Source organism: Paenibacillus phytohabitans (genome assembly GCF_013141775.1).
GTDB lineage: Bacteria > Bacillota > Bacilli > Paenibacillales > Paenibacillaceae > Paenibacillus_AQ > Paenibacillus_AQ phytohabitans.
In genome coordinates, this window is sequence record NZ_WHOB01000069.1 from 29,571 (window position 1) to 56,179 (window position 26,609).

26 protein-coding genes are annotated in these 26,609 nt (G+C 51.8%); 16 read left to right on the forward strand and 10 right to left on the reverse strand.

Annotated features, from left to right (window positions below):
* The first annotated feature begins 10 nt into the window (after positions 1–10).
* Positions 11–760 carry an amino acid ABC transporter ATP-binding protein gene (locus GC101_RS23460; RefSeq protein ID WP_039303603.1) on the forward strand — a complete coding sequence of 250 codons (750 nt, stop codon included), beginning with the start codon at positions 11–13 and terminating at the stop codon, positions 758–760.
* 115 nt (positions 761–875) lie between these two features.
* On the opposite strand, the gene GC101_RS23465 is transcribed toward GC101_RS23460, so the two are convergent.
* Together GC101_RS23465 and GC101_RS23470 are read right to left on the reverse strand one after the other, a co-directional pair.
* Positions 876–1,550 (reverse strand): S-layer homology domain-containing protein, encoded by a 675-nt coding sequence (locus GC101_RS23465; protein ID WP_171719247.1) that lies wholly within the window; start codon positions 1,548–1,550, stop codon positions 876–878.
* A gap of 132 nt (positions 1,551–1,682) precedes the next feature.
* On the reverse strand, positions 1,683–2,258 hold the full coding sequence (locus GC101_RS23470; RefSeq protein ID WP_171719248.1) for a hypothetical protein: 576 nt from the start codon (positions 2,256–2,258) through the stop codon (positions 1,683–1,685).
* 253 nt (positions 2,259–2,511) lie between these two features.
* Between GC101_RS23470 and fur the strand changes: the two genes are divergently transcribed.
* Both fur and GC101_RS23480 read left to right on the forward strand, forming a co-directional pair.
* Entirely contained in the window at positions 2,512–2,985 is a 474-nt protein-coding gene (gene fur / locus GC101_RS23475; RefSeq protein WP_171719249.1) for a ferric iron uptake transcriptional regulator, read from the forward strand.
* Between the two features lie 138 nt (positions 2,986–3,123).
* Positions 3,124–3,714 carry a TetR/AcrR family transcriptional regulator gene (locus GC101_RS23480; RefSeq protein WP_039303591.1) on the forward strand — a complete coding sequence of 197 codons (591 nt, stop codon included), beginning with the start codon at positions 3,124–3,126 and terminating at the stop codon, positions 3,712–3,714.
* Between the two features lie 102 nt (positions 3,715–3,816).
* On the opposite strand, the gene GC101_RS23485 is transcribed toward GC101_RS23480, so the two are convergent.
* The gene (locus GC101_RS23485; protein WP_076244752.1) at positions 3,817–4,497 is read right to left on the reverse strand and encodes a TIGR00266 family protein; all 681 of its coding nucleotides are present in this window, start codon (positions 4,495–4,497) and stop codon (positions 3,817–3,819) included.
* Between the two features lie 260 nt (positions 4,498–4,757).
* Here GC101_RS23485 and GC101_RS23490 point away from each other — a divergent pair, with 260 nt between their 5' ends.
* Complete coding sequence (locus GC101_RS23490; RefSeq protein ID WP_171719250.1) at positions 4,758–4,970, forward strand: hypothetical protein; 213 nt, start codon at positions 4,758–4,760, stop codon at positions 4,968–4,970.
* A gap of 2 nt (positions 4,971–4,972) precedes the next feature.
* On the opposite strand, the gene GC101_RS23495 is transcribed toward GC101_RS23490, so the two are convergent.
* Complete coding sequence (locus GC101_RS23495; RefSeq protein WP_039303582.1) at positions 4,973–5,791, reverse strand: helix-turn-helix domain-containing protein; 819 nt, start codon at positions 5,789–5,791, stop codon at positions 4,973–4,975.
* Between the two features lie 313 nt (positions 5,792–6,104).
* Between GC101_RS23495 and GC101_RS23500 the strand changes: the two genes are divergently transcribed.
* The 5 genes from GC101_RS23500 to GC101_RS23520 are packed head-to-tail and all read left to right on the forward strand — an operon-like array spanning position 6,105 to position 11,064.
* Positions 6,105–6,872, forward strand: a complete 768-nt coding sequence (locus tag GC101_RS23500) for a sugar phosphate isomerase/epimerase family protein (protein ID WP_171719251.1) — start codon at positions 6,105–6,107, stop codon at positions 6,870–6,872.
* Positions 6,865–7,962: a Gfo/Idh/MocA family protein gene (locus GC101_RS23505; protein ID WP_171719252.1), complete on the forward strand. Its 1,098-nt coding sequence runs from the start codon at positions 6,865–6,867 to the stop codon at positions 7,960–7,962. Before GC101_RS23500 ends, GC101_RS23505 begins: the two co-directional genes overlap by 8 nt.
* Before the next feature lie 48 nt (positions 7,963–8,010).
* Entirely contained in the window at positions 8,011–9,081 is a 1,071-nt protein-coding gene (locus GC101_RS23510; protein ID WP_171719253.1) for a Gfo/Idh/MocA family protein, read from the forward strand.
* A 39-nt stretch (positions 9,082–9,120) separates the two neighbouring features.
* Positions 9,121–10,089, forward strand: coding sequence for a sugar phosphate isomerase/epimerase family protein (locus GC101_RS23515; RefSeq protein WP_042136766.1), 969 nt, complete (start codon positions 9,121–9,123; stop codon positions 10,087–10,089).
* 3 nt (positions 10,090–10,092) lie between these two features.
* Positions 10,093–11,064 (forward strand): phosphotransferase family protein, encoded by a 972-nt coding sequence (locus tag GC101_RS23520; protein WP_171719254.1) that lies wholly within the window; start codon positions 10,093–10,095, stop codon positions 11,062–11,064.
* A gap of 85 nt (positions 11,065–11,149) precedes the next feature.
* On the opposite strand, the gene fabV is transcribed toward GC101_RS23520, so the two are convergent.
* Complete coding sequence (gene fabV, locus GC101_RS23525) at positions 11,150–12,340, reverse strand: enoyl-ACP reductase FabV (protein ID WP_171719255.1); 1,191 nt, start codon at positions 12,338–12,340, stop codon at positions 11,150–11,152.
* A 270-nt stretch (positions 12,341–12,610) separates the two neighbouring features.
* On the opposite strand from fabV, the gene GC101_RS23530 reads away from it, so the two are divergent.
* From GC101_RS23530 to abnB, 3 genes are all read left to right on the forward strand, one after another.
* Positions 12,611–13,153 (forward strand): HXXEE domain-containing protein, encoded by a 543-nt coding sequence (locus tag GC101_RS23530; protein ID WP_171719256.1) that lies wholly within the window; start codon positions 12,611–12,613, stop codon positions 13,151–13,153.
* 140 nt (positions 13,154–13,293) lie between these two features.
* Positions 13,294–14,364, forward strand: a complete 1,071-nt coding sequence (locus GC101_RS23535; RefSeq protein ID WP_171719257.1) for an ABC transporter ATP-binding protein — start codon at positions 13,294–13,296, stop codon at positions 14,362–14,364.
* A gap of 280 nt (positions 14,365–14,644) precedes the next feature.
* Positions 14,645–16,054 carry an arabinan endo-1,5-alpha-L-arabinosidase AbnB gene (gene abnB, locus GC101_RS23540; protein WP_484549365.1) on the forward strand — a complete coding sequence of 470 codons (1,410 nt, stop codon included), beginning with the start codon at positions 14,645–14,647 and terminating at the stop codon, positions 16,052–16,054.
* 117 nt (positions 16,055–16,171) lie between these two features.
* Here abnB and GC101_RS23545 read toward each other — a convergent pair whose 3' ends face one another.
* Positions 16,172–17,338, reverse strand: a complete 1,167-nt coding sequence (locus GC101_RS23545; RefSeq protein WP_171719259.1) for an MFS transporter — start codon at positions 17,336–17,338, stop codon at positions 16,172–16,174.
* A 166-nt stretch (positions 17,339–17,504) separates the two neighbouring features.
* On the opposite strand from GC101_RS23545, the gene GC101_RS23550 reads away from it, so the two are divergent.
* Positions 17,505–18,380, forward strand: coding sequence for a LysR family transcriptional regulator (locus GC101_RS23550; RefSeq protein ID WP_171719260.1), 876 nt, complete (start codon positions 17,505–17,507; stop codon positions 18,378–18,380).
* A gap of 407 nt (positions 18,381–18,787) precedes the next feature.
* On the opposite strand, the gene fabF is transcribed toward GC101_RS23550, so the two are convergent.
* Complete coding sequence (gene fabF / locus GC101_RS23555) at positions 18,788–20,026, reverse strand: beta-ketoacyl-ACP synthase II (protein ID WP_171719261.1); 1,239 nt, start codon at positions 20,024–20,026, stop codon at positions 18,788–18,790.
* 171 nt (positions 20,027–20,197) lie between these two features.
* Between fabF and GC101_RS23560 the strand changes: the two genes are divergently transcribed.
* Entirely contained in the window at positions 20,198–21,043 is an 846-nt protein-coding gene (locus GC101_RS23560; RefSeq protein WP_171719262.1) for a helix-turn-helix transcriptional regulator, read from the forward strand.
* A gap of 119 nt (positions 21,044–21,162) precedes the next feature.
* The gene (locus tag GC101_RS23565) at positions 21,163–22,272 is read left to right on the forward strand and encodes a citrate synthase/methylcitrate synthase (RefSeq protein WP_171719263.1); all 1,110 of its coding nucleotides are present in this window, start codon (positions 21,163–21,165) and stop codon (positions 22,270–22,272) included.
* Positions 22,273–22,389: 117 nt separating this feature from the next.
* On the opposite strand, the gene GC101_RS23570 is transcribed toward GC101_RS23565, so the two are convergent.
* Positions 22,390–22,677 carry a hypothetical protein gene (locus GC101_RS23570; protein WP_171719264.1) on the reverse strand — a complete coding sequence of 96 codons (288 nt, stop codon included), beginning with the start codon at positions 22,675–22,677 and terminating at the stop codon, positions 22,390–22,392.
* 358 nt (positions 22,678–23,035) lie between these two features.
* Here GC101_RS23570 and GC101_RS23575 point away from each other — a divergent pair, with 358 nt between their 5' ends.
* Complete coding sequence (locus GC101_RS23575; RefSeq protein WP_039303545.1) at positions 23,036–23,803, forward strand: exodeoxyribonuclease III; 768 nt, start codon at positions 23,036–23,038, stop codon at positions 23,801–23,803.
* Positions 23,804–23,882: 79 nt separating this feature from the next.
* Here the strand turns inward: GC101_RS23575 and GC101_RS23580 are convergent, their stop codons facing one another.
* Positions 23,883–25,433, reverse strand: a complete 1,551-nt coding sequence (locus GC101_RS23580) for an amidase family protein (protein WP_171719265.1) — start codon at positions 25,431–25,433, stop codon at positions 23,883–23,885.
* A 30-nt stretch (positions 25,434–25,463) separates the two neighbouring features.
* Positions 25,464–26,594, reverse strand: a complete 1,131-nt coding sequence (locus GC101_RS23585; protein ID WP_171719266.1) for a VanZ family protein — start codon at positions 26,592–26,594, stop codon at positions 25,464–25,466.
* Positions 26,595–26,609: the final 15 nt, after the last annotated feature.

Below are 26,609 nucleotides of genomic sequence, written 5' to 3' on the forward strand. Positions count from 1 at the left end.
AGGCATACCCATGATTGAAATACGTGATTTACATAAATCCTTCGGTCCGCTGCAGGTCTTGAAGGGTGTTGATCTTACAGTTGAGCATGGCCAGGTGATGGTCATTATCGGACCTTCCGGCTCCGGCAAAACCACCCTGCTGCGCTGCTTCAACCTGCTGGAGACTCCCGACAAAGGCAGCCTGGCTCTGAATAATATTAAGCTGGATTTCACTCCCGGCGGCAAAATTCCTCAGCGTACCGTGCTGTCTCTTCGCCAGCAGACGGGAATGGTCTTCCAGTCCTACAATCTGTTCCCGCATATGACGGCACTCGGCAATGTAATGGAGGGTCAGGTGACCGTTCAGAAGCGTTCCAGGGAGGAAGCCAGAACGAAGGCGCTTGCCCTGCTGGATAAGGTAGGACTGGGCGACAAGGCGGATACCTATCCGCATCAGCTGTCCGGCGGCCAGCAGCAGCGCGTGGCGATTGCCCGGGCGATGGCGGTCGAGCCGGAGGTGCTGCTGTTCGATGAGCCAACCTCGGCGCTCGATCCGGAGCTGGTCGGTGAGGTGCTGAAGGTCATCAAGCAGCTGGCCCGGGAAGGAATGACGATGGTCATTGTTACCCATGAGATGAAATTCGCGGCCGATGTGGCCGACCGGATCATCTTAATGGATAACGGGGTCATTCTGGAGCAGGGGACTCCGCAGCAGGTGCTGGAGCAGACGAAGAATCCGCGCGCCCTGCAGTTCCTGAACCGGCTCAGCGGAGAAGACTAAACGAATGTGGGCATTAATGCAAAAAGGCAGTCCGGGAGGGGAATCCCGGACTGCCTTTTCAGCTTGTAAATTCATCATGCGCGGGGGAGGGCATGAAGGATTACTCAGCCATTAGTTAGTTCTGTGTTGCTGCATCACTGCGTGAGTTCAAATAGTCCAGTGCGTTGTAGAGCATAATTGCCGCTTCGGCGCGGGTGAGCTGGCTCTTCGGGTTGAACTTGCCGTTAGCATCCAGTGTATTGATGTTGTATTTCAGGGACCGCTGGATAGTGCCCTGGTAGGATGGCTCAAGCGCATCTGCATCGGCGATGTCCACCGGTACGATGTTGATCATTGGCAAGTTGCCTGCCTTCTCAACGCCTTGAATCAGCAGGCTGGTGAACAGCTCTTTGGTAATCGGTTTGGATGGATCAATATCAGCGGGAATATCCACGTCATTATAGTGTGCATTGATGAAGGCTTCTGCGTACCAGGCGTTGTCTTTTACTTTGGAGAAGATCGCACTGGCTACGGGAGCCTTGTTGAAACTGATTGCGGCCAGACTAAGCTGGAGTCCGCCCGTTATAAACTGAACGCCTTGTGCTGTAGTTACAGTGGATGCGGGCAGAAACTGGGTATCCGATATCCCTTTGATCAGGCCCTGCTGCTTCAGAGAGTTGATTTTGTCCTTACCGGTTACACTGTCAATATCCTTAAAGCTGCTGCCGGCTGCAAAAATTTGTCCGCCGAAAGAGAAGGTAAGAAGCGTTACGGCTGTAAAAGCTGCGATCGTGTTTTTTTTGATACTCATCTGAATTCCACCTCTATTGTAGGTTGTACCACTAGATTTCCCGCTGATCCGGTGATTGTCCGTTACAGGACGGCGTAACCGTTTCAACTTGACTCTAATGACGCAATGACAATAGAAAAGGTTGCAGACGTTCTACATCATTTCCTGAAACAGCAGGTTGCGGTAAGGGTATTTACTGAACCGGGTTCTGAACAGCAGCGCGATCCCGCTCTCTTCAATGGTTACGGATTTAAGCGAATCCGCTGTGACGAGGCTGCGTACCATCGCTGTTACCGCACCGCGGTCCCTGCGCCGGATGGCTGCAGCCAGACTCTCCGCGAAGCTGTTATTTACAGAGAGCTCCCGGTAGAGCGGAATAACGGCCCGTGCGATGCTCCGGTGGGCTGCTGTACTGAAGGTGAACTGGACCGTGCCCGGCGGAATCGTTGTTCCATTCGTGTAGAACGCAACCGGCAGCGGAAAAGGAAACGAGATGAAATAGCCGATGCCGTTCGTCCCATAATTCTCTACCCTGGCAAGGGTGGGAATTCTGGCCAGCAGTCTGCCCATCAGATCAAGATCTGCGGAGACAACAGCGGTTGTCCAATCAGCGGCATAACTGCTGTTGCCGGCAATTTTCCGGTAGAACGGCAGCATGGCCGTGGCTACTCTGCGCAGTACACGGGCTGTCACAAGCCGCTGGGTCTGCTTAGGTTTTATTTTCACCATCCGGATCATCCTCACTTATAAGAGATTTAGTCTATATAAGGTATGGAGGGAGGGCGCACTTCGGATTGGGCGTAAGACTAGCCGGCGATAATATAATCATAATCCGCAGAACCTATTTATACGTTTTTGGGGAAAAGTGATGTTATACTGGTGTCAGGCCTTTTCTTTGACGGACAAGTTTGTTATGCTTATATCGTAAAGATTACTAATTATTGTCGGGAATTGTTCAACTTCCGGAAAGGTGGGAACCCGGGTGAACCGAGTAGCAAATATCAGCCAGCAGTTTGCGGCGCAGAATTATAAGCTTACGCCACAGCGCGAGGCTATAGTAAGAGTATTGCTGGACAACGAGAAGGATCACTTAAGCGTGGAAGAGGTCTATATGCTGGTCAAGCGCAGTTATCCGCATTTGGGACTTGCGACCGTATACCGTACCTTGGAGCTACTGTGTGAACTTCATATTGTAGAAAAGATGAATTTCGGCGATGGCGTTGCCCGCTACGACCTGCGCGGTGACGATCATGTTCATATGCACCACCACCTGATCTGCAGTGTATGCGGCAAGCTGGAGGAGATCAAGGATGATTGGCTGGCGGACCTTGAAGCGCGGCTGGCCCGTGAGTACGGCTTCAGTGTGACCGATCACCGGCTTGATTTCAAAGGCACCTATAATACCTGCAAGGGAAACGGCTGCAAGGGCGATAAAGAATGCCGGGCTGTATCCTGAGCCGCAGCAGGGGCACATTCAAAGACGCATGGCTGATTTAACAGCCGGCGTCTTTTTATTTGATTGCAGCGGAGAATCAGCGCATTTGCGACTTATGGAGCAGGGATATAAGGCTGGTGCACATGCTATAATGACGTTATGCCAAAAAAAGTGGACCATGACGAACGCCGTAATCATCTGGCGGAGGCGGCTTGGCGGATCATCCGGCGTGATGGTCTGGAAGCTGTATCCGTGCGGAATGTTGCCAAGGAGGCGGGCATGTCGCTGGGATCGCTGCGGCATTATTTTGCCAGCCAATCCGAGCTGCTTGCCTTCTCCATGAGACTGGTGAGTGAACGAAGTTACCAGAGAGTTGAGGTCTTTCAATACTCGGGGAATCCCCGGGAGGATGTGGAGAGGCTGATTCATGAATTAATGCCTATTGATGAAGAGAGGAGAGCGGAAGCGGAGGTCTGGCTGGCTTTTGTCGGACGGGCAGCAGCGGACCCCGCCATACAGGCGCTGAAACAGGAAGTACATAACGGGCTGTATAGCGGCTTCTGCCAGATGATGGAGTACCTGGATGCCGTGAATCTGTTAAGACAGGACCTGGATCTGGACCGGGAAATCAAGACGCTGCATGCATTAGTAGACGGATTGGTCGTCCATAGTGTGATCTATCCCGAGATGGTTACACCGGAAGATATGATTCAGCTCATTTCCAGTCATTTCGACAAGCTGATGGCCTAAGTACCCGGTCAAACGCGGATGAAATTCCAAAAAGATTGAACCTGTGATTCTTCTATACAAGTTCAATCTATTTTTATGTTCGGAATCGGCAGCCCGCCGCTGCTACGGCCGGTTCGGCACGAAGGACTTGATCCACGTCCCGAAGCTTCCGGGATTGCGGGTCTGGACCAGAACAACACCTTCGCCGCGGAACCGGCAGACCAGTGCCTCCCCGCTGGTTAAGCTGTTCAGCCAGCCGGAGGCTGCCTTTTCCACCTTATAATCCATATAATCCGGCCAGGCCACGAGGTGGCCGTTATCAATGATCATTTCCTCGCCAGGGCCGAGGTTAATCGCATGAATGGCTCCGAAGGAAGAGAGGAAGACCGTACCTCTGCCGCTGATTTCTACAATGAAGAAGCCTTCGCCGGAGAATAGGCCGCGGGTCAGATTCTGCATTTTGGTGTTCACTTGAATACCGTGGGTTCCAGCCAGGAAACCATCCTTCTGCACCATCAGCTTGTACGAGCCGTCCAGCTCAATGGCCTGAATATCCCCGATTGCCCCTGGTGAGAGCAGCACTTCACTCTGTCCGCGGGTGGCGGTCAGCTCCTGGAAGAAGAATTTCTCCCCGCTCAGCATCCGGCCGAGTCCGCGCATGAGCCCGCCGTCTACCGTGCCTCTCAGCTCCACATTCGGCGACATGGCGACCATCGCCCCCATCTCCGCCTTCACACTTTCGCCTGACTCCAGGACTACCTTCAGCATGGCAAAAGCGCCGTCATACAGCACATCGTATTTCATTAATATCTCCTCCTGATTCTGCCTATTCCATTCTAAGTATAAGTGATGACTTTCTTCTGCCAGACGCATGTACCTTGTCCATCAAGAATACTGTAATAAGCTGCACCGCCGCAAGCGGAGGACAAGGCAGTGTAAGCCGGCCGCAAGGTAACAGACTATTATAGTTAATTATACCGGGCAGCGGTGTGGTGATTATGTTAAAATTAAACTAACAGTACCGCATGTACTGAATAAGCTTATGACAAGGAGTGTTACCGCATATGGCACGTACACGCACGCAAAAAGCTCTGCTGAAGGCAGAACGCTCCGGCACCTGGTGTGCCGAAAGAAACCGCAGGATGAATCAGGATTACGGCGCCATCTCCCAGCATGTACGGATGACACCCGGCAAGCGCCATCAATTGAATAAAATCAAACACAAGGAGCGGATCTATGGTGATGGCGCTCCTTTTGCATGTCTCCTGGTCTCGTGAGCTTACGCCTGCGCCCTGCTATGGATACGGTACTGCTTGGGTGACATTCCGAACCGGCTGCGGAAGACACGGTGGAAGTACGTATAGTTGGCAAACCCGCAAGTTTCAGATACATGCTCCAGCGGCATCGGGCTGAAGGTAATCTTCTCCCTGGCCATATCCAGCCTGACGTCATTTACATATTTCACAATCGTAGTGCCGAACGCCTCTTTGAACAGATGAACCGCGCGGGAGACGGAAATATCGACATGGCCGGCCACATCCTCCAGACGGAAGGCGTACGCGGCATGCTCTTCGACATATTGCTTCATCCGGTAAGCAAGATAGGCCTTGGGTGAAATTGCCGGCTGCTCGGACATCAGCCTGTCAATCTCCATACATAGAATCTGCAGATAACACGCGGAGATATCCGGTGAAGAATCCGATAAACGGCGCTGCTCCAGCACAAGCTGGCGGAACAGGCCAAGAATATGATCGCTGAGCGGCAGCCGGAGTACGGCCGGGCGATGCTTGCGTCCCCACCATTCTTCAATCCAGGGACCGCTGCAGAAAATATGATAGTCACCGCTCTCAATCCGAGGCTTGCCGACAGGGTAGACTTCCTTGTCGATACTTAAGTAGTAGGGATCGGTCGGTGCGAAGAGCATCAGATTGCCGCTCTCCACAGTAGTGATGACTCCGCCCTCCATGGTCCGGCTGCGTCCTTCGGTCTGGAGGCGCAGCAGATAATACTGGACGCCTTCGCTGCGGGACATATGAAACGGCTTGCGGTGGAAGGAGAATCCGGCGGATAGGATGTGGCAGGCTGCGTTAGGTGTCATGAGTCCTCCTAGTTGTTAAATGATAAGCAGATTGTTCATGTTTTAATCATATTATTCATTTTATTATATACGCTTTCATATTACCATGTACCTAAGCAAAAAACATACAAATGATGTGGGGGAGGCTGTATTGCGGCTCTGATCGCTACATAGGCAAACACTGGAAGCAGCGGATGGCAGATAGACAGCTATATTACATCCTATGTTTACAGCCCGTTTGTTCAGGTGGAATGCCTGGCATAGGTGCGGGGCAAAGGGCGGTGGCGGCAAGATCAGTCGGACTCTCGGATCAAACTTAGGAGTGAGAGCAATAATGTTGAAGGTAGGACTTCAGCTGTATACGCTGAGAGACGAACTGGAACAGGATTTCGAAGGGACAATACGCAAGGTTGCCGAACTGGGCTACAGCGGTGTGGAATTCTTCCACTATTTCGGCCGGACGGCCGGGCAGGTGAAGGCACTGCTTGAGGAAACAGGACTCGTTGCTCTAGGAGCGCATCGCCCGTACGATGTTATGCTGAACGATACGGAACAGGAAATCAGCTTCAATCTGGAGATTGGCAACCGTAATCTGATCGTGCCATTTCTGACGGAAGAACAGCGTAATTGGCCTGAAGTGGCTAAGAACCTGCGGCTGATCGGCGACAAATGCCGGGCAGGCGGAGCTGTTCTTTCTTATCATAATCATGATTTCGAATTCACGGAGAAGGTGGGCGGCCGCACAGCTTTTGACTACCTGTTCGAAGAGGTGCCTGCTGAGCAGCTTCAAGTGGAAATGGACACATGCTGGGTGTATTATGGCGGATATGATCCGGTAGAATACATCAATAAATACGCAGGACGCCTGCCGATCATCCACCTCAAGGACCTGAAGAAACGCGAAGACGGTTCTCCGGAGACTGTTGTACTGGGTGAAGGTGAAGTCGATCTGGCTGCAATTGTTGAAGCAGCAGCGGCGGCTGGTGTGGAATGGGCAGTGGTTGAACAGGATTATTGCAGCCGTTCACCGCTTGCCAGTGTAGCTGACAGTTTGAATTGGATCAAATCATATGGTAATCAAGGAGGAAATATTCATGTCTAACAAACTCAAAATTGCTATTATCGGTTGCGGTGGTATCGCAAACGGCAAACATATGCCAAGTCTTTCCCGTCAGGCGGATGCCGAAATGGTGGCATTCTGTGACATCGAAGAAGAACGTGCTCAAGAGGCTGCCAAGACCTACGGCGCTGAAGGCGCTGCTGTATTCACCGATTTCCGTGAGATGCTGGCTGCCGGCGGATTCGACATCGTACATGTATGTACACCTAACGACAGCCACTCCGAGATCACTGTGGCCGCCCTCGAAGCCGGCAATCACGTGCTGTGCGAGAAGCCGATGGCGAAGACCACTGCCCAGGCGAAAGAAATGCTGGATGCCGCCAAGCGCACAGGCAAGAAATTGTCCATTGCCTATCAGAACCGTTTCCGCGCAGACAGTGATTATCTGAAGGGGCTGTGCGAGAGCGGAGAACTCGGCGATATCTATTACGGTAAGGCTATTGCGCTTCGCCGCCGTGCCGTTCCGACTTGGGGCGTATTCCTGGATGAAGAGAAGCAGGGCGGCGGACCGCTGATCGATATCGGTACACATGCACTGGATCTGACGCTCTGGCTGATGGATAACTACAAACCGCGTATGGTTGTAGGCTCTACCTTCCACAAGCTGGGCCAGAAGAAGAATGCGGCGAATGCTTTCGGTCCATGGGATCCGGAACAATTCAAGGTGGAAGATTCCGCATTCGGCTTCATTACAATGGAGAACGGTGCTACAATTGTGCTTGAAGCCAGCTGGGCGCTGAATGTGTCAGAATTTGGTGAAGCCAAAACGATGCTCGCCGGTACGGAGGGCGGAGCAGACATGAAGGACGGCCTGCGTCTGAACGGCGAACGTGCCGGACGCCTGTACGAAACCAAGGTTGATCTTGGATCAGGCGGAGTAGCCTTCTACTCCGGTGCTGCTGAGACTGAAGCTGACCGTGAAGCGCGTCTGTGGCTGGAAGCGGTAAGAGAAGATAAAGATCCGGTTGTATTGCCGGAGCAGGCTTTTGTTGTTACCCAGATCCTTGAAGCAGTGTATGAATCAGCACGTACCGGTCGTGCCGTTTATTTTGACGGAAGTTCTGACAACTAAGAGCACCTCCGGTTCACGCGACTATTAGAGAAAACAGGAGTGGAATCCATGAGTTCAATCAAACATACTGTAGTTATCGTTGGTTACGGCGGAATGGGAAGCTATCACACGCAATTAATTAAAGAAAGTGACCGCGTGATAGTGAGCGGAGCCTTCGATCTGCTGGAGGAGCGGCGCGCTCTGGCTGCCGAAGCAGGTTACACCGCTTATTCCAGCTATGAGGAAGTACTGGCAGATCCGGAGGTGGACATTATTCTGATCGCTACACCGAATGATGTGCACAAGGATATTGCTGTTCGTGCATTTCAGGCGGGCAAGCATGTGGTCTGTGAGAAGCCGGTGGCCATGTCTTCGGCCGAATTTACCGAGATGCAGGCAGCGGCAGATGCGGCCGGACGTGTGCTGATAGTGCACCAGAACAGACGCTGGGATGAGGATTTTCGCGTAATCAAGGAGATGTATGAGAAGGAGACGATTGGATCACTCTTCCAGCTTGAGTCCCGGGTGCATGGTGCTAACGGGATTCCCGGCGACTGGCGTCATGTGAAAGCACAGGGCGGAGGGATGCTGCTGGACTGGGGCGTTCATCTGCTGGATCAGCTGCTGTTCATGATTGACAGCAAAGTCACAAGCGTAAGCAGCAGCTTGAGCTATATTCTCGGCAATGATGTGGATGACGGTTTCGAGGCCAGCCTGCAGTTTGAGAATGGGATCAAAGCCATCGTTGAAGTCGGAACCACCAACTTTATCACGCTGCCAAGATGGTATGTGAAGGGACTTGAGGGAACGGCTATTATTGAGGACTGGTCTCTGAGAGGAAGAATAGTCACCCGCAATAACGCATCCGAGAAAATAGAACCGACACCGATCCGTGCAGGTGTAGGGTTAACCAAGACGATGGCTCCGCCATCGGAAGGCTCGACAATTACCGGAGACCTGCCGGCGGCGTCTGAGCTATCCTCCAGCTTCTATGATAATCTGGCTGCTGTAATCGAAGGTACAGCTGAACCGATTGTCAAGAACGCTGAAGTGCTGCGTGTGCTTATTCTGATTGAAGCTATCTTTGAAGCGGCAGAGAAGAATGAGACCATCAAGAATTTCGATATCTACGGTGCATAACAAGATACGAGAACTGATCAGGGAGAGGTGGCAACATCAATGAAACTTGGAGTATTTATGGTATTGTTCGGCGGCCGCAAGCTGGAGGAAGCGCTGGATTACGTAGCATCCAAAGGGCTGAAGGCAGTTGAGATCGGCACCGGAGGTTATCCCGGCAACAGCCACTGCGATCCGAAGCTGCTGCTTGAGAATGAAGCGGCGCTTAAGGAATTCAAGCACGCGGTAGAATCCCGCGGTCTGATTATCAGTGCGCTTAGCTGTCACGGCAACCCGCTGCATCCGCAGAAGGAGCTGGCAGCCAAGGATCATGAGGATTTCGTGAACACGGTTAAGCTGGCACAGAAGCTGGGTGTTAAGGTTGTGAATACCTTCTCCGGCTGCCCTGGTGACCACGAAGGCGCGAAATACCCGAACTGGCCGGTTGCACCTTGGCCGAATGATTACCAGGAGATCCTGACCTGGCAATGGGAGAACAAAGTGATCCCTTATTGGACGGAGCAGGCTGCTTTCGCAACTGAGCATGATGTGAAGATTGGCCTTGAACTGCACGGAGGATTCTCGGTGCATACGCCAGCTACACTGCTGAGACTAAGAGAAGCCGCAGGGGAAGCCATCGGTGCGAACCTTGACCCGAGCCATATGTGGTGGCAGGGGATTGATCCGGTGCAGGCGATTCATATTCTGGGCCGTGAAGGCGCAATTCATCACTTCCATGCGAAGGATACGGTAATCGATCCGGTCAATGTCAACAAGCATGGCCTGACCGATATGCAGTCCTATACGAATATGCTTGACCGCGCGTGGCAGTTCCGTTCCGTAGGCTACGGACATGATGTCAAGGTGTGGGCGGACATGATGAGTGCGCTCCGCCTTGTAGGATACGACTATGTGGTCAGCATTGAACACGAAGATGGCTTGATGTCCATTGAGGAAGGCTTCTCCAAGGCTGTAGACAATCTCCGCCAGGTACTTATTGAAGAGCCTCTTTCCGAGATGTGGTGGGTCTAACAGATGGAGAGCTTCACCAAGGTCAAGCTGAATGACCGGGAGCTGAGTCTATTAGCAGCCAGCGCCTTCGGTGCAGATGTAGCGGTTGTCAGCAGCAGAGAGCTGACCGGAGGTTTTTTTAATACAGGATATGACCTGGAGCTAAGCGATGGACGGTCGGTCATCCTTAAGGTTGCTCCTGGGCCGGAGACAGCGGTGCTTAGCTATGAGAAGGATATTATGCGTGCTGAAGTCGGAGCGCTCCGCCTGGTCCGTGCCGCAGGCGGGATTCCTGTGCCCGAAGTCTACAGTTATGATGAGAGCCTGCAGCTGATTCCATGCCCTTATTTCTTCATGGAGAAGATTGAAGGTGAGCCGTACAGTGATGTGAAGGAGAGCCTGTCTCCAGAGCAGCGTTCTTCCATCGAGTATGAACTCGGGCAGTACCAGCGTCTGATCAATGAGATTAAAGGGCCAGTCTTTGGATTATTCGGTGCAGATCCTGCCGGAGGCGGAATGGCCTGGAGGGAGACCTTCAAGGCAATGCTGCTGAATGTGCTTCAGGATGCTGTGAGACTGGATGCCGCGTTACCTGCATCGCTGCCGGAAATTGAGCAGGCGCTGGGGCGTTATCTGCCTGCGCTGGATGCAGTGACGCAGCCGCGTCTTGTACACTGGGATTTGTGGAACGGCAATATTTTTGTGCAGGATGGCAGGATCGTATCTATTATTGACTGGGAGCGGGCCATGTGGGGCGATGTGCTGCTGGAGTATTATTTCCGGCATTTCGAGAACTCGGAAGCGTTCTATGAAGGGTACGGGACAGCTTTCAGCAGTCCGGACGAATTGCTGCGGAAGCGGCTGTACGACCTGTATCTGGATCTTATCATGGTAATTGAATGTTATTCACGCCAGTATAAGGATGAGAATCATGTAAACTGGGCCCACGAGAACCTCGCGGAGTCCTGGAAGCTGTTCTCGGCTGTAACAGGATAATACAAACAGGAGGCCGGTTCTCTTCGGAGATCCGGCCTCCTGGCTGTTGTTGAGTACATCAGAACAGAAGGATTTCAGTCAGCACTTAGTACCTGTTACGGATGGCGATAACGGGATTAATGTCTGCTTCGTAGTCAACGCCGTCAGTCTCGAAGCCGAACAGCTGGAAGAACTCACGTCTGTAGCCGTCCAGATCGGAATATTGATAGACATTCTCCGTACTTAGCTTGGGCCAGATGCGGTCCACTTCTGTCTGCACAGCTGGGCTCATCTCATGATCATCAATCCGGATACGCCCTTGTCCGTCTACCGGAGTCCCTTCCGGGTTGTACAGGAAACCGGTATACAGCCGGTATGCTTGTTCGATGCAGCCTTCGTGCAGTCCCTTTTCTTTCATGACCTTGTAGAGGACGGAGATGTAGAGCGGAACTACAGGGATCGCCGAGCTGGACTGGGTGACCAGGCCCTTGCTGACTGCTACATAGGCGCGGCCTCCGCTTGGTGATAATTGGGCATTCAGCTGTAAGGCTGTGGCTTCCAGATGATCTTTAGCCCGGCCGATGGTGCCGTCGCGGTAGACGGCCTGTGTTAGCTCCGAACCTATATAGGAGAAGGCGAGGGTGACCGCATCTGCGGCCAGAACACCGGAATTCCGGAGCGCTTCAATCCAGAGCTGCCAGTCTTCTCCGCCCATCACATGAACCGTGTCATCGATTTCAGCTTCGGTGGCCGGTTCAATCTGTACCGTGCTTAGTTCTCCGGTATGGAAATTGACCGTTGTATTGGTATAAGTGCTGCCGATCGGCTTCAATACAGACTGATGAACTTCTCCGGTCTCTGGGTCTGTTCTGCGTGCCGAGGCTACGCTGTAAATGACAAGATCAACTTGTCCGAGCTCGCTGCGGATCAACTCTATGGTACGTTCTTTCGTTTCAGCAGTGAAAGCGTCCCCGCATACGCTGTAGGAGCGCAGGCCGGCCGTATAGGCCATTTCCTCAAAAGCTGCGGAATTATACCAGCCTGCGGAGGCTGTCCGCGTCTCGCTGGCTGTGCTGGGTCTATAGACGCCTACAGTTGCTGCTCCTGCACCGAAGGCTGCTGCAATCCTGACTGCAAGTCCATACCCGGTTGAAGCCCCGATTACGAGTACATTGCGGGGTCCTGTAAATTTACCCTGATGTTGTACATAGTTCACTTGCTGCTGTACCTGATGCGCACAGCCTGCGGGGTGGGCAGTCGTACAGATGAAACCGCGCGTTCTGGGTTTTATGATCATTATAATATTAACCTCGCTTTCATCGATGGTTGCTGGGATTGGAGAATGGAGAGGAGTTGCCTGATTCGGAGTGAGTATTTTCTCATGGTGAACCTCTCAGGTGATCCTTATAATGAAGTGAAGAAACATCTGAGCTCCCAGATCAGGCTGTATGATTGCTATATTGATCTAATTTACTTCATTGAATGTTGTTCCCGCAAGTAAGGCAGGGACGATGGTCAGCAGAGAACATACCGGATGACAACTTTCCCGCGAAAGGAGACGGATGTTATGATGTTGAACTGGCTGCAAATACATATGGACGTAACAAGCTTGCTCTGGCTGCTGCCTGTATTCTTCATGTTTCATGATTTTGAGGAAATTCTTACAGTTGAGGCATGGGGGAACAAACACGGTCCAGCTATAACAGCGTCGCTTTCCCCGTCATTGCAGAAGCGCCTGGCGCCTATGATGGGCATGACCACCAGGAATTTTGCTATGGATGTGCTCTTCGTGTATATTCTGATAGTGGGGGTAACCTTCGTTGCGGTGTTTTTAGAGTTCTACTGGCTCTACTTAGCCGTGCTCGCTGTGTTTCTGCTGCATGTCTTCACACATTTGGCACAAAGTATTGTTCTGAGGCTGTATACCCCGGGTGTAGTGACTGCTGTGCTCGTAGCATTGCCGTACTCGATATATGCTTTTTACCGCCTGCTGTATGAGAATGTTGTCAGCGAAGCTGACATAGGGTGGTCGGTGCTGCTCATGCTGATCCTGACACCACTGCTTGTATGGGGCATGATGAAGAACAGGACAAGACATAACATCAGCTGAGAATGATGATTTGTTACGGTGACGTTTTCAGAAAAATCTTGACGTGACCCCCTAATGATAGATAAAATAATATTATTGCGTGTTTTTTGGCTACTGAGAATTATTATCATACTTTGAAAAGAAGCAGAGAGGGTGACAGGATGGAGCGCCTTTTAGAGGTAAAAGACCTAGCTATATCATTCAGAACACGCGGAGGAGAAGTCCAAGCAATCCGTGGTGTCAGCTTTCATGTAAATAAAGGGGAGACACTGGCGATTGTAGGCGAATCCGGTTCCGGTAAGAGCGTAACCTCGCAAGCAGTCATGAAGCTGGTTCCTCAGCCTGCGGGCGAATATAAGCGTGGACAGATTCTGTTCGATGGACAAGATCTGATCGGCAAGAATGAGAAGCAAATGCAAAAAATCCGCGGTAAAGAAATCGGTATGATTTTCCAGGATCCGATGACCTCGCTGAATCCGATGATGAAAGTCGGCAGACAGATTACCGAAGTACTGTTCAAGCACGAGAAAATTACTAAAGAAGCTGCTTACAAACGCGGCATCGAGCTGCTTAATCTGGTGGGAATTCCTTCACCTGAACGCCGTTTCCAGCAGTACCCGCATGAGTTCAGCGGCGGGATGCGCCAACGTGTCGTGATTGCTATGGCACTTGCCGCTAACCCTAAGCTCCTGATTGCCGATGAGCCGACAACCGCGCTTGACGTTACCATTCAGGCACAGATCCTGGATCTGATGAAGGACCTGCAGAAGAAGATTGATACAGCGATCATTTTCATCACCCATGACCTTGGGGTTGTGGCGAGAATGGCAGACCGTGTAGCCGTAATGTACGCCGGTCAAATCGTTGAAATGGGCACAGCGGAAGAGATCTTCTATGATCCAAGACATCCGTATACTTGGGGCTTGCTGGCTTCCATGCCTAGTCTTGAGAGCAAGGGTTCCCTGCTTACAGCGATTCCAGGAACACCTCCCGATCTGATCAAGCCTCCTAAGGGTGATGCCTTCGCACTGCGGAGCACATATGCCATGGCGATTGACATGGAGAAAGAACCGCCAATGTACAAGGTTTCAGATACTCATCTTGTGAAGTCCTGGCTGTTGCATCCGATGGCACCTGCGGTAGAACCGCCGGATGTCGTGAAGAAGCAGCGCCGCGTCTTGAGCAATGCCTATCCGGAGCCGGTTCTCGTGCAGAACAGCAGCGAGTATTAAGAACCGGGCTATAGCACATACTATTAAGATTAGCGTCAGGCCGATTGCGGCTTGGCGCTTTTTTGACGATTCAGGAAGCAATGAGTTTCTTCGAAGGTGGACGAAGCTTAAAGTTACCGCAAAGAACATGCCCGGCCGATCTGCCTGACTTTAAGTTTATAAAAATATAAAATAATACATATATATATAAATAAAAGTATTGACTAATTTGTCATTGCGCAGCAAAATGTAAGGGTATACATAAGGGGGTTATAAGTTGAGAACAAGAACGCTAACATCTTTGATATCCTTAGCTTTGCTGTCTGCCTGCAGTGGCGGGAATGCTGCAAGAACACCTGAGTTTGAGAATGTATCGGTACACGATCCCTCCGTGATCAAGGCTGACGATACTTATTATGTGTTTGGTTCACATTTGGCCTCGGCCAAATCCAAGGATCTGATGTCATGGACTCAGATTTCCTCCGGGGTAAAGGATGACAATGTGCTTATCCCCAATGTAACGGAGGAACTCAGCGAGACTCTCAGCTGGGCACAATCGGACACGCTCTGGGCGCCTGATGTCATTCAGCTGGCTGACGGGAAATTCTACATGTATTACAATGCCTGCCGGGGGGATTCACCGCTGTCGGCACTCGGCATCGCAGCCGCTGACAAGGTCGAAGGCCCTTATAAGAATAAAGGAATTATCCTTAAGTCGGGAATGGCCGGCACCGGAGATGACGGTGAGGTCTATGATGCTACCGTGAAGCCGAATGTAGTAGACCCTGATGTGTTTTTTGATAAGGACGGCAAGCTGTGGATGGTCTACGGTTCGTATTCCGGAGGCATCTTCATTCTGGAGCTGGACCCGGCTACGGGATTCCCGCTGGCAGACCAAGGGTATGGCAAGAAGCTGCTGGGGGCGAATCATGCCCGGATAGAAGGGCCTTATATGCTGTACAGTCCGGAGACGGATTACTATTACTTGTTCCTGTCTTACGGCGGACTCGATGCGAACGGCGGCTATAATATCCGTGTTGCCCGCTCCAAGAATCCGGACGGACCGTTTGAGGATTCTGAAGGCAAAGCTATGATTGACGCGCAGGGGACGGCTGGTGTTCTGTTTGATGATCCGGCATATGCCCCTTACGGGGTGAAGCTGATGGGGAATTATGAGTTCCTGAACACGGATCAGGAACCTTCTGCCAGCGGTGCAGGGTATGTCTCTCCCGGACATAACTCGGCATATTATGATGAGAAGAGCGGGCAATATTATCTGATTTTCCATACCCGGTTCCCGTATCTTGGCGAGCAGCATGAAGTGCGGGTACACCAGATGTTCCTGAACGAAGCGGGCTGGCCGGTTGTGGCACCTCACCGCTACAGCGGGGAGAAGATCGGCAAGTACTCCGGTAAGGATGTGACCGGAGAGTACAAATATGTGAATCACGGTAAGGATATCACCGCTGAGATTGTGAAGTCGGAGATCATTAAGCTGAATACAGACGGTACGATAAGCGGCGCAGTAACAGGTACATGGAGCCTGGGTGATGAGCATAATGCGAAGCTGACTATAGACGGGACGGAGTATAGCGGCGTGTTCCTGCGTGAATGGAATGAAGCGACCGCCAGCAACGTAATGACATTCACGGCATTGTCGGCGGAAGGCATCTCAGTCTGGGGAAGTCATGTATCCCTGCAGAACAAGTGAATTTATCCCGGTCAAGGCTATAGTTATTGTAAGCAGAAATATAAAGTAAAGGGTTAACCAGTTATACGAAACAGCGGCAGCAAAGGACCAACTATAGTCCCTGGCTGCCGCTGTTTTTTATTCTGGAGAACTTTTTTTGTTCCCAATTGCCAATTGAACGATAATCTGAAGCACGATGATGCCAGCCAAACCATAGAATGCTTGTACGAAGCTGCCCGTAGCATCGTAGTACCAGCCCATGGCCAGCGGCCCAAGCGCTCCGAGAATATAACCGCCGGATTGGGTCATTGCAGACCAGCTGCTGGCTTCCTGGGCGTTGCTTGTTTCATCAATGGGCAACATTAATGCAATCGGAAACAGTCCGCCCACACCAATACCGAGCGGGACGGCCGCGAGCCAAGGGCTAACGGACAGGTTCAGCATCAGGACACCGGTCAACTCCATTAACGCACACCCGACAAGCCAGAATACACGTCTTTGGTAGCGGTGTACAAGCATGGGAATGAACAACGTAGAGGGCAGCGATATCAATGTAAATAAGGTTTGGATGTTTCCGGCCGTCTCCTGGCTGTACCCCTGGCTTTGGATGGCTGGCGCGAGCCAGGCGGTTAAGGAATAGAAGATCGCTGCCATCAGCCCGAAGAATAGGGTCAGCACCCAGGCACGCCTGTTTTTCACCGGAAGAGGTGCATGAAGTACACTCTTAGTTATACCGGATTGCCGGTCTGTGTGCGCAGACCAGGCTAACCGCAACCAGACAGGCAATGCAATGGCTGCGGGGAATGCCCATACAGCCAGTGAGCTCCTCCATGATCCCCCCAGCAGATGCTGAAGCGGAACCGAAAGTCCCACACTAATGCTCGCACCCGCCACCATCGCTGTAGAGTAGATCCCTACCATGGCTGCCACCCGGTCAGGGAAATGCTGTTTGATGAAGCTGGACAACAGCGGCCCTGCCAAGGCAATTCCTACACCCGATAAAAAAGAAGTGAACATCATCAATGGAGTTGTGTCCACAAACAAGCGTAATCCCGTACCCAGCCCGATGAGGATTAGAGCCAGAACAATGGCCTCTTCATTTCCCCACCTTCTGCTTAATCTAACGGAGAACGGAGCAAATAGGCCCATGCATAATACCGGAAGTGTAGTTAACAGACTGGCGGTAATCCCGCTTATACCCAGATCATTTTGTATGGTGCTCATTAGAGGAGAAATGGATGTAATAGGTGGCCGTAAATTCAGTGAAGCCAGGATAAGCGCCAAGACGATGTAAAAAAGTTTCATTCTGAATCTCCTCATGGTAGTAGTATTGTAGCATTCACCCGTGATCATGAGCCCGTGACAGAGCATTGGGGGATGCACGGTTAAGTATAGAATCATTAGAATGATTGAACAATACTATTGTTTCTATTAAAATGATTACTAAAATCAATGATTGGAGGTGGCCAATATGGAGATTCGTCAGATGGAAAACTTCATTGCGGTGTGCGAGGAGCTTCATTTCACACGGGCAGCTGAGAAGCTTGGCATATCCCAACCTACCCTGAGTCAACAAATACGTGCGCTGGAGGATGAACTCGGCGTTCCCTTATTCGACCGGGTCGGCAAAAGGATTGTGATGACACAGGCAGGAAATCTGTTTCTGGAGCACTGTGTACAGATGATCCGTCATTTACAGAATACCCGGGATGCATTAGCTGAATTCCGCAATGATCAGCGGGGCCGCCTGGTACTCGGTGTTCTACCTTCCGATCTGGACTACCGGATTACTCCTTTGCTGGCGGATTTTCATACCCGGTTCCCTAAGGTGCAGCTGAAGGTTGTCTCTTCGGTCTTCGTCTTGAATCAAGTGCTGGAGAATGAAGTAGACATCGGCATCGACGTCTCGTCTGCTCCGGATGACCGGCTTGTACGCATTTCTTTGTGCAGTGAAGAATATGTGCTGGTCGTTTCAGAGAATCATGATTGGGCGAAGCGAAGCTCGATTGGTATCCGGGAGCTGCGTGATATCCAAACGGTGATGTTTCCCGAAGGATTTACAGGCAGAGAGCTGGTGGATAACTATTGCCGTAAGTATGGCTTCAGCTTAAATACGATTATGGAGATCAGTTCGGCCACTTCCATTATTAGCCTGGTAAAAGCCAATGTCGGAGGAACCCTGCTGCCGTATCCTCTGATCCAAGCGATGAATGAACCGACACTGCGCTGCATCCGAATTACAGATGATCCACCATACCGTCACTTTGAGATCATTCACCGGTCAGACCGGTTTCTGACTAAATCGGCCAAGGCATTTATTGAGAAAACTATTGCGTATTTCAATTGATTTGAATGCAGATCCTGATAAGGTAACTTCTTATAAAATCATGCCCATAATACAACATTTCCCTGATCCAGGCGGCCGTAATTCAAGATTGTTGTATAGAATGCAGGATTTCAGCGTTTTCAAGCGGCTTAGCCGGATTATTCTTGTATTTTCTACAACAATCCTGCCGAACACCCGGCTACTTATCGGTCAGAGTTGCAGAACGTACAACATTTAGGTCTAGAGTGCTTTCTAAAAGTCTCCATTCTCCCAGTAACGAATCCAATGGCAGGTATTGTCGCCTGTGTTCCAGTCCCGCTGCGTGACCGGTAACTTGTATGACAAACAGCGGGTCTCCGCCTGGAGATCCGCTGTTAAGTAGTAACATACTATTCTTAGGCCATTGAATGCCGCGACTTCATCCTGACTTACTCCTCATACCTGCGCAGCACGATGACTGCATTATGTCCGCCGAAGCCAAAGGAATTGGAGATCCCGATCTTCAGATCCGCCTGACGGGCATGGTTAGGAACATAATCCAGATCGCACAATTCGTCAGGCTGCTCCAGATTGATTGTTGGCGGAATCAGGCCTTCCTGAATGCTTTTGAGCAGGGCGATCGCTTCCAGGCCTCCGGCTGCTCCGAGCGCATGTCCGGTCATCGACTTGTTCGCAGTGACCGGAATCCGGTAGGCGTCCTCGCCGAACAGCTTCTTAATTGCCATGGTCTCAGAACGGTCTCCGACGATCGTACTGGTCGCGTGGGCACTGATTACATCCACCTCTGCCGGGGCGATTCCGGCCTCTCTTAGCGCCAGCTTCATCGCCTGGTAGGCGCCTATGCCCTCAGGATGAGTGGCTACCATGTGATAAGCATCAGAGCTGGCGCCATAACCGGTTACCTCGCCATAGATGACAGCATCCCGCTGTAAGGCATGGGAGAGCGACTCCAGGATGACAATTGCGCCGCCTTCCCCGATGACAAAGCCGTCGCGGCTCTGGTCAAAAGGCCGGCTGGCCTTCTGCGGCTCCTCATTGCGGGTGGATAGGGCGGTTGCATTGCCGAAGCTGGCCAGGGCAATTTCGGTCACCGCCGCTTCGGCACCCCCGGCGAGGATCACATCGGCTCCGCCGTAACGGATCAGGCGGAAGGCTTCGCCGATGGCGGTGTTACCAATCGAGCAGGCAGTGACCGGCGAGAGGGTCGGTCCTAAGGCTCCAAGCTTAATGCTGATCATTGCGGCTGCCATATTGGAGATCAGCATCGGGATCAGGGTTGGACTTACCCGCTCCGGGCCACGCGAGCGCAGCAGATCACCCTGCTCCATTAGGGTCTGGATGCCGCCTACTCCGGAGCCTACATAGACACCGAGCCGTTCGCGGTCAATCTTGTCCAGCTGCAGGCCGGAATGCGCCCAGGCCTCCTCGGCGGCGGCAAGCGCGAACTGGCTGAACCGGTCCATGCGTCGCGCTTCCTTGCGGCCGAATCTGGCGTCAGGATCAAACTCCTGTACAGAGCCGGCAATTTTGGTCTTGAAATGTGCTGTATCAAAAGTAGTAATCGGCGAAATTCCCGATTCACCAGCAGCCAAGCGGCTCCAGAACTGTTCTACGGTATTGCCAAGCGGCGAAATAACGCCCATTCCTGTGATCACTACGCGTTCCATACGATAATCCTCCTAAAAGTTATGTGAGCATATACTTAAGTTTTGTAAGTATAACCGGATGCTTTCTAGACCTATTGTTCCACTTAACTTATCCTATTACAAGTTGTAGTTTATACTAGTATAATTACTACTACACTAATAGGCAGACCAACCGGAAGGCAGGGAGAATCAATGTCCAATCAGAACAGGCTGCAAGCATTATCCGATTTCCTGAAATCCAGACGTGCGGCCATCTCGCCGGCAGCGGCAGGACTGCCGGAAGGCTCGCGCAGAAGGACGCCGGGGCTAAGACGCGAAGAGGTGGCACAGCTGGCCGGGGTCAGCAATACCTGGTACACGTGGCTTGAGCAGGGGCGTGATATTAAAGTATCTCCATCCGTTCTGGATTGTATTGCCGCAGCACTGCGGCTGACCAAGGATGAGCGGAGCTACTTATTTGCCCTGGCCTTGGATAACGGGCCGGGAAGTATGATTTATCCTCAAGAGGAGAGCTCAGTGATTCATCCGTCCCTGCAGAAGATCCTGCAGGAGCTGAAGAGCTGTCCGACAATCATCTCGGACCGGCACTGCGGCATTGTCGGCTGGAATGAGGCAGCCGCACATGTGTTTCTTGATTTCGCCAAGCTGCCGCCGGAGCAGCGCAATATGATCTCCCTGCTATTTGTACGCAAGGAATTCAGACGGCTGGCCGTGAACTGGGAGCAGTTTGTCCGGGGGTACCTGTCGATTTTTCGCGCCTATTACGGGCAATATCTGGAGGACCGCTGGTATGATGAATTCATTGCGGAAATGAAGGACCAGCATCCGGAGTTCAATCAGCTATGGGAGGAGAGCCGGGTAAGCTCCGCTCCGGACGTAGTACTGGAGTTCCGGCATGCCAAAGCCGGCAAAATGCTGTTCCATCTGACCTCGCTTCAGGTGCAGGGCAGCACGGATCTGCGCTGCAGCATCTACACCCCCGCCGGAGATTCCAACACAGAATCCAAGCTGAAGCAGCTGATGGAGCCTGAATCGTAGGGCGATAACTATTTTTTATGGATTCATAAAAAACTATAAATATGCAATATCGAATTTGCCGTTTATACTCCTTATATGATGAATTAATTCCTGCGGGATCGTAAAAGGGGCAAAGGTCAATGGCTAAAGTAACCGGATTGGAAGGCGTAGTTGCCGGAGAAACTGAAATCGGATTGGTCGATGGAGAGAAAGGACATTTGGTATACCGCGGATATTGGGCCAAAGAACTAGCGGTAAGCAAAAGTTATGAGGAAGTAGCTTATTTGCTCTGGAACGGGCATCTGCCGGATGCAGAGGAGCTGGCGCTGCTGAAGGCACAGATGGCAGAGGAGAGAGTCATTCCGGAATATCTGTGCAGGATGCTGGATCTGTATCCGGCGTCGGTACCGCTTATGCTGGTGCTGCAGAGTGCAGTTGCCGCACTAGGCGATAAAGAGAATACAACCTGGCCGCCAACGCTGAAGCAAGCGGTACGGCTGACGGCCGTTCTACCGGCGATCATCGCATACAGAGCCCGCAGCCTGCAGGGCCTGACACCTCTGGATTCGCTTCCTGAGCTTGGCCATGCTGCGAATTATCTGTATCTGCTGACAGGAAAGCTGCCGGAGGAAGCCCATGTCAAGGCGCTCAGTGCCTATCTGATCCTCTGCATGGAGCATGGCATGAATGCTTCGACGTTTGCCGGCCGGGTAGTGCTCTCGACTGAATCAGATATCTGCGCAGCGGTATGCGGAGCCATTGGGGCGATGAAAGGGCCGCTGCATGGCGGTGCACCTTATGAAGTCATCTCAATGCTGGAGGATATCGGGACGGTAGAGCGGGCAGAGCCTTGGCTGCGCAATGCGCTGGATAACGGGACGAAGCTGATGGGCTTTGGACACCGCATCTATAAGACCAAGGACCCCCGTGCAGAAGCGCTGCAGATTGCCACGCTGGAGATGATCGGGAAGAATGCATCCTTTGACCTTGCCCTGCATGTAGAAGCCACGGCAATTGCACTGCTGGAGGAATACAAGCCGGGCCGGAGGCTGTTCACTAACGTCGAGTTTTATGCCGCAGCCATTCTGAAGGCGCTGCAGCTCTCACCGGAGATATTTACTCCAACGTTTACGGCTGGTAGAATTGTCGGCTGGACGGCCCATATACTGGAGCAAGCGGCCAATAACCGGATTTTCCGCCCGCAATCTACGTATATCGGACCGATGCCTGAATCAGAGGTTGTATCGTAATAGCAGAGGAATCCCCCTTATAACAGCACAAAAACATCCCCGGCCGTCAAACAGCCGGAGATGTTGAACAAGGGAATGTTAATGAGAGAGTATGAGGGGGATACTCTGACATTAGATTTAGAAATCAGAGGTTGCAACTTCGATGGTGCCGAAGACTGCGCCTGCAGCTGAGCTGAGAAGAGCAGCAACAAGCAGCAGGTTTACAGAAACTGTGAGACTGTTCAGCGCAGGAATAGTATAAGTGACGACTGGCGCATTGACTCTGTAAAGAACAAGATCCACAGGGAAACCGGAGTTGTTATTTACAGTTACAGCCGCGTTGATGCCTCCAGCCAGATTCTCATAATAAGATTTACCAACGCCTGCAGCCAGGTTGAAGAATTGTTGCGGTAACAAGATTGCCATGGTAATGACCTCCTTTTTCGTTTGATAGGATATCATATTCGCCGAAACTATGATTGCTGTAACGAATGTCTTGGGAGATTAGCACATTTTAATAGGGCGACGAGAGTTAGAAGCAAATAGAAGAAGAGCCTCTACCCATGGCGGGCGGGGGCTCTTTGCGGTTCGACTACTCTATGGATTAGGTCTATGACCTATGAAGCTGGTTTAATATACGCCTTATCTTTGGACCGTTTGCCGTAGAAGCGGTATAAGATAAGCCCGAAGAGCATTCCGGCAAAAGACAGGGCTGCTACGCTCAAATAGAGACAATATGGTACACTGGAAGTAATTCTAGTGAATGGTAAGGAGAATGACAACGATGAAGCTGGTGTCCTGGAATGTAAATGGTCTGAGAGCTTGTGTGAATAAAGGGTTTAACGAATATTTCCGGGAAAGCGCCGCAGACATCTTCTGTGTGCAGGAAACGAAGCTTCAGGAGGGTCAGATTGTTCTGGACCACGGTGAGGAGTATTCGCAGTACTGGAATTATGCCCTCAAAAAAGGATATTCTGGTACAGCTGTCTTCACCCGGATTAAACCGCTGTCTGTCAGATACGGTCTGGACAAGGAAACCGAAGACGAGGGGAGAATTATTACCCTGGAATTTGCAGACTTCTATCTGGTGAATGTATACACTCCGAATGCCAAACGGGATCTGTCGAGACTGGATTACCGGATGGAATGGGAGGATGAGTTCCGCAATTATCTGCTGAAGCTGGATGCGCATAAGCCGGTTCTCGTCTGCGGGGATTTGAATGTGGCCCATCAGGATATTGACCTTAAGAATGCCAAATCGAACCGTGGTAATTCAGGCTTCACCGATGAAGAACGCGGAAAGATGACAGAGCTGCTGGAGGCAGGGTTCGTTGATACGTTCAGATATTTCTATCCTGAGCTTGAAGGTGCCTACAGCTGGTGGTCTTATATGCCGAAGGTAAGAGAGAAGAATGTAGGCTGGCGTATCGACTATTTCCTGGCTTCCTCGCGGCTGGCCCCGCGCCTTCTGGATGCAGGGATAGAGTGCAATATTCTCGGCAGTGATCATTGTCCGGTAGTCCTTCATCTTGCCGATGCGGCGGAAGTGTAGATTTATATTCGTTATACAAAAGAACATAAAAGAACAGAGGCGGTATCCCGGGTGCGGGGTACCGCCTCTATTTGTAACATCAATCAGCTTCTCCGGCGGTATCAAGAAGCGGCGGACGCCGGTGTTTCGTGGCCTGTTCGAAGCTGTATGCAATGCCGATCAGCACGGCTTCGCTGAAGGCTGAAGCGGAGAAGGTGACCCCCTGCGGACCGTTGGTGATATAGCCTCCCGGTGCAGTTGTCCCGGTAGTGGTATATCCGGCCGGGACTGTAATGAGCGGATAGCCGGCTCTGGCTGCCAGGTCAGTACCGTGAAATCCGGCAAACATGATGGCATCCAGACCGTAATGCTCCAGTGCATAATCGATGCCTTGTCTGCCAGCCATGGACCGGGAGAATTGCAGCTGCTCCAGATATTCCTGCTCCGTAATCTCGTCTCCGGAAGTATCCAGCCATTCAAGCGTTCCCTGACCATATTTCAGCGCCTGTGCGCTGTGCTGGTTGTTGAATTCGATTAACTCCTGTAGGGAATGAACCGGGATAGAAGCAGGCAGGCCGCTTAAATAACGGTTTAAGCCTTTTTTGAATTCATATTGTAGTATAACAGCATTCCACTCGGCATTCTGGCAAGGAAGCTCAATAGGATCAATGACTTCAGCTCCAAGTTCTTTAAGAACAGCTATGGCAGATTCCATCAGGAGCAGTGCCTCCTCATCCAAATCCTTATAATAGAATCTCGGGATACCAATCCGTTTGGATTTCACGTATTCAATATCCAGAGCGGCAGTATAATCCTGTCTGCCTGCTGTCCCATCGGATGAAGCGCTGGGGGGATGCTCTCTGGTACCGGCAATGACACTGAGGAGTAGTGCGGCATCCGATACGCTTCTGGCCATCGGACCGGCGGTATCCTGACTGCCGATCCCCGGTATAATCCCCGCATTGCTTACCAGCCCCCACGTAGGTTTGATGCCGGCAAGCGAGTTCTGGGCAGCCGGACAAATGATGGAACCGGAAGTTTCCGTTCCTAGAGCGATTGCTGCCAGATTTGCGGCAACGGCCGCAGCACTTCCCGAGCTGGAGCCGCCAACGAACAGCTCGCCGGGCCCGTATGGATTCAGCACGAGTCCGCCGCGTGAGCTGTATCCAGCCCACATGGTGGGCGACATGAAGTTGGCCCACTCCGTCATATTGGCTTTTCCGAGAATCACAGCGCCTGCAGCCCGCAGCTTACTAATTACTACGGCATCTTCAACAGCCCTGTAATCTGCCAATGCCAGCGCTCCCGCACTGGTGTGCAGCTTGTCCGAAGTAGCGATATTATCCTTAACAAGTACGGGGATTCCGTGCAGCGGACTGCGTATTCCCTTATCCCGGCGTTCCTGATCCAGCATCCGGGCAATCTCCAGTGCATCAGGGTTAATCTCCAGAACAGAGTTCAGCAGGCTGTCATACCGGTCAATCCGTTCTAAATACAGCGCTGTTAACCGCTCGGAAGTTAAATTCCCCTGCTCCATTTCCTGCTGCATGGCTGTTATATCCGCTTCAATTATCCATTCCTGCCACTCCCGGGCGGGGGATTGAATGTTGTTGAGGGGGCTGCTGCTAAGGTCTGCATCATTATTTTTCATGGCTGTTTTCTTCCCTCTATACATAGTATTTTAGTTGGCCAGCGTCTCAGCGGCAGCTGCCGGCTGCGGGTCCGGCCAGGTAATCACATTGCGTGTCCGGCTCCACTCTTCGTAGAATAGCGGGCGGTCACGCTTAAACATCCGCAGCAGCAGATGAATGAAGAAGGTCAGATCGGCAAGCGCGGCTGTAATTCGTATAACCGTAGAGCCTGCTGTGCCGAAATTAAGCATTAGGACAGAATCAAGGGACAGGAAATTTATTCCTCCAAGCAATCCATAGAGTAGTCCATATCTCATCCACACCATCCAGAGTTTGAGCGGACCGCCATCCGCACTGCCCAGCCGGATACGCACCACCCATTTGCCGAGCGTCCGCCCTCCGGTTAAGAGAGGAACGATCAGGAAATACACCACACTTACTGCCCAGAATGAAATATTCAGGGATAGCTGGTTAAGCAGAAGTACCGCAGAGATCCATAGGACTGCATCCAGCAGGCAAGCAATGCCTCTGCGGGTGTAGGTAACCTTTTTGGCGGATAAATCCTCCTGGCTGTCCAGCTGTTCAATCCGCGGCAGCAGCCCGGAGATCCATAAGGCGATCCGGAATCCGGCAATTCCGCCGAATGTATTGGTGATCAGGTCATCGACATCAAAGATCCGGTAAGGATGGTCGAAGAAACCGTAAATCCCGGTAATCTGTGTAATCTCAAACAATAGCGACAGCCCGAAAGAAAGCATGATGCACACGACCCAGCGGGTCCGGAAATAGTAGCCCAGAAACAGCCCGAAAGGTAATGTCAGCACAACATTGAAGGCAGCCAGCAGGAAATCCGTTTCGCGCAGTACGCTCAGATAGCTTGACGGGTCATTACGCGAGAGATGCGTATTGCGCAAGATGTCCTGAATGAACTGCAGCGGCACAGGCTGGAGCATATGCCCGGTAGGCGCAGCGTTATGGCGTGAGTCCGGCATGGGCAGCAGCACCAGGAAAAAGGCGTTCAGCAAGTATAGGAGCAGCAAATAGAGGATCAGCGCCCGAACCTTGTTGATATAACCGTGCCGGCGGTATTGAACGATCAGGAACGGCAAAGTGAAGAGCAGTGCCGCTAACGGAAAAGCCATAAATGCATAAGAGATCGGAAAAAGATAGGATTGAAACATGGTTCACCTGCTGCC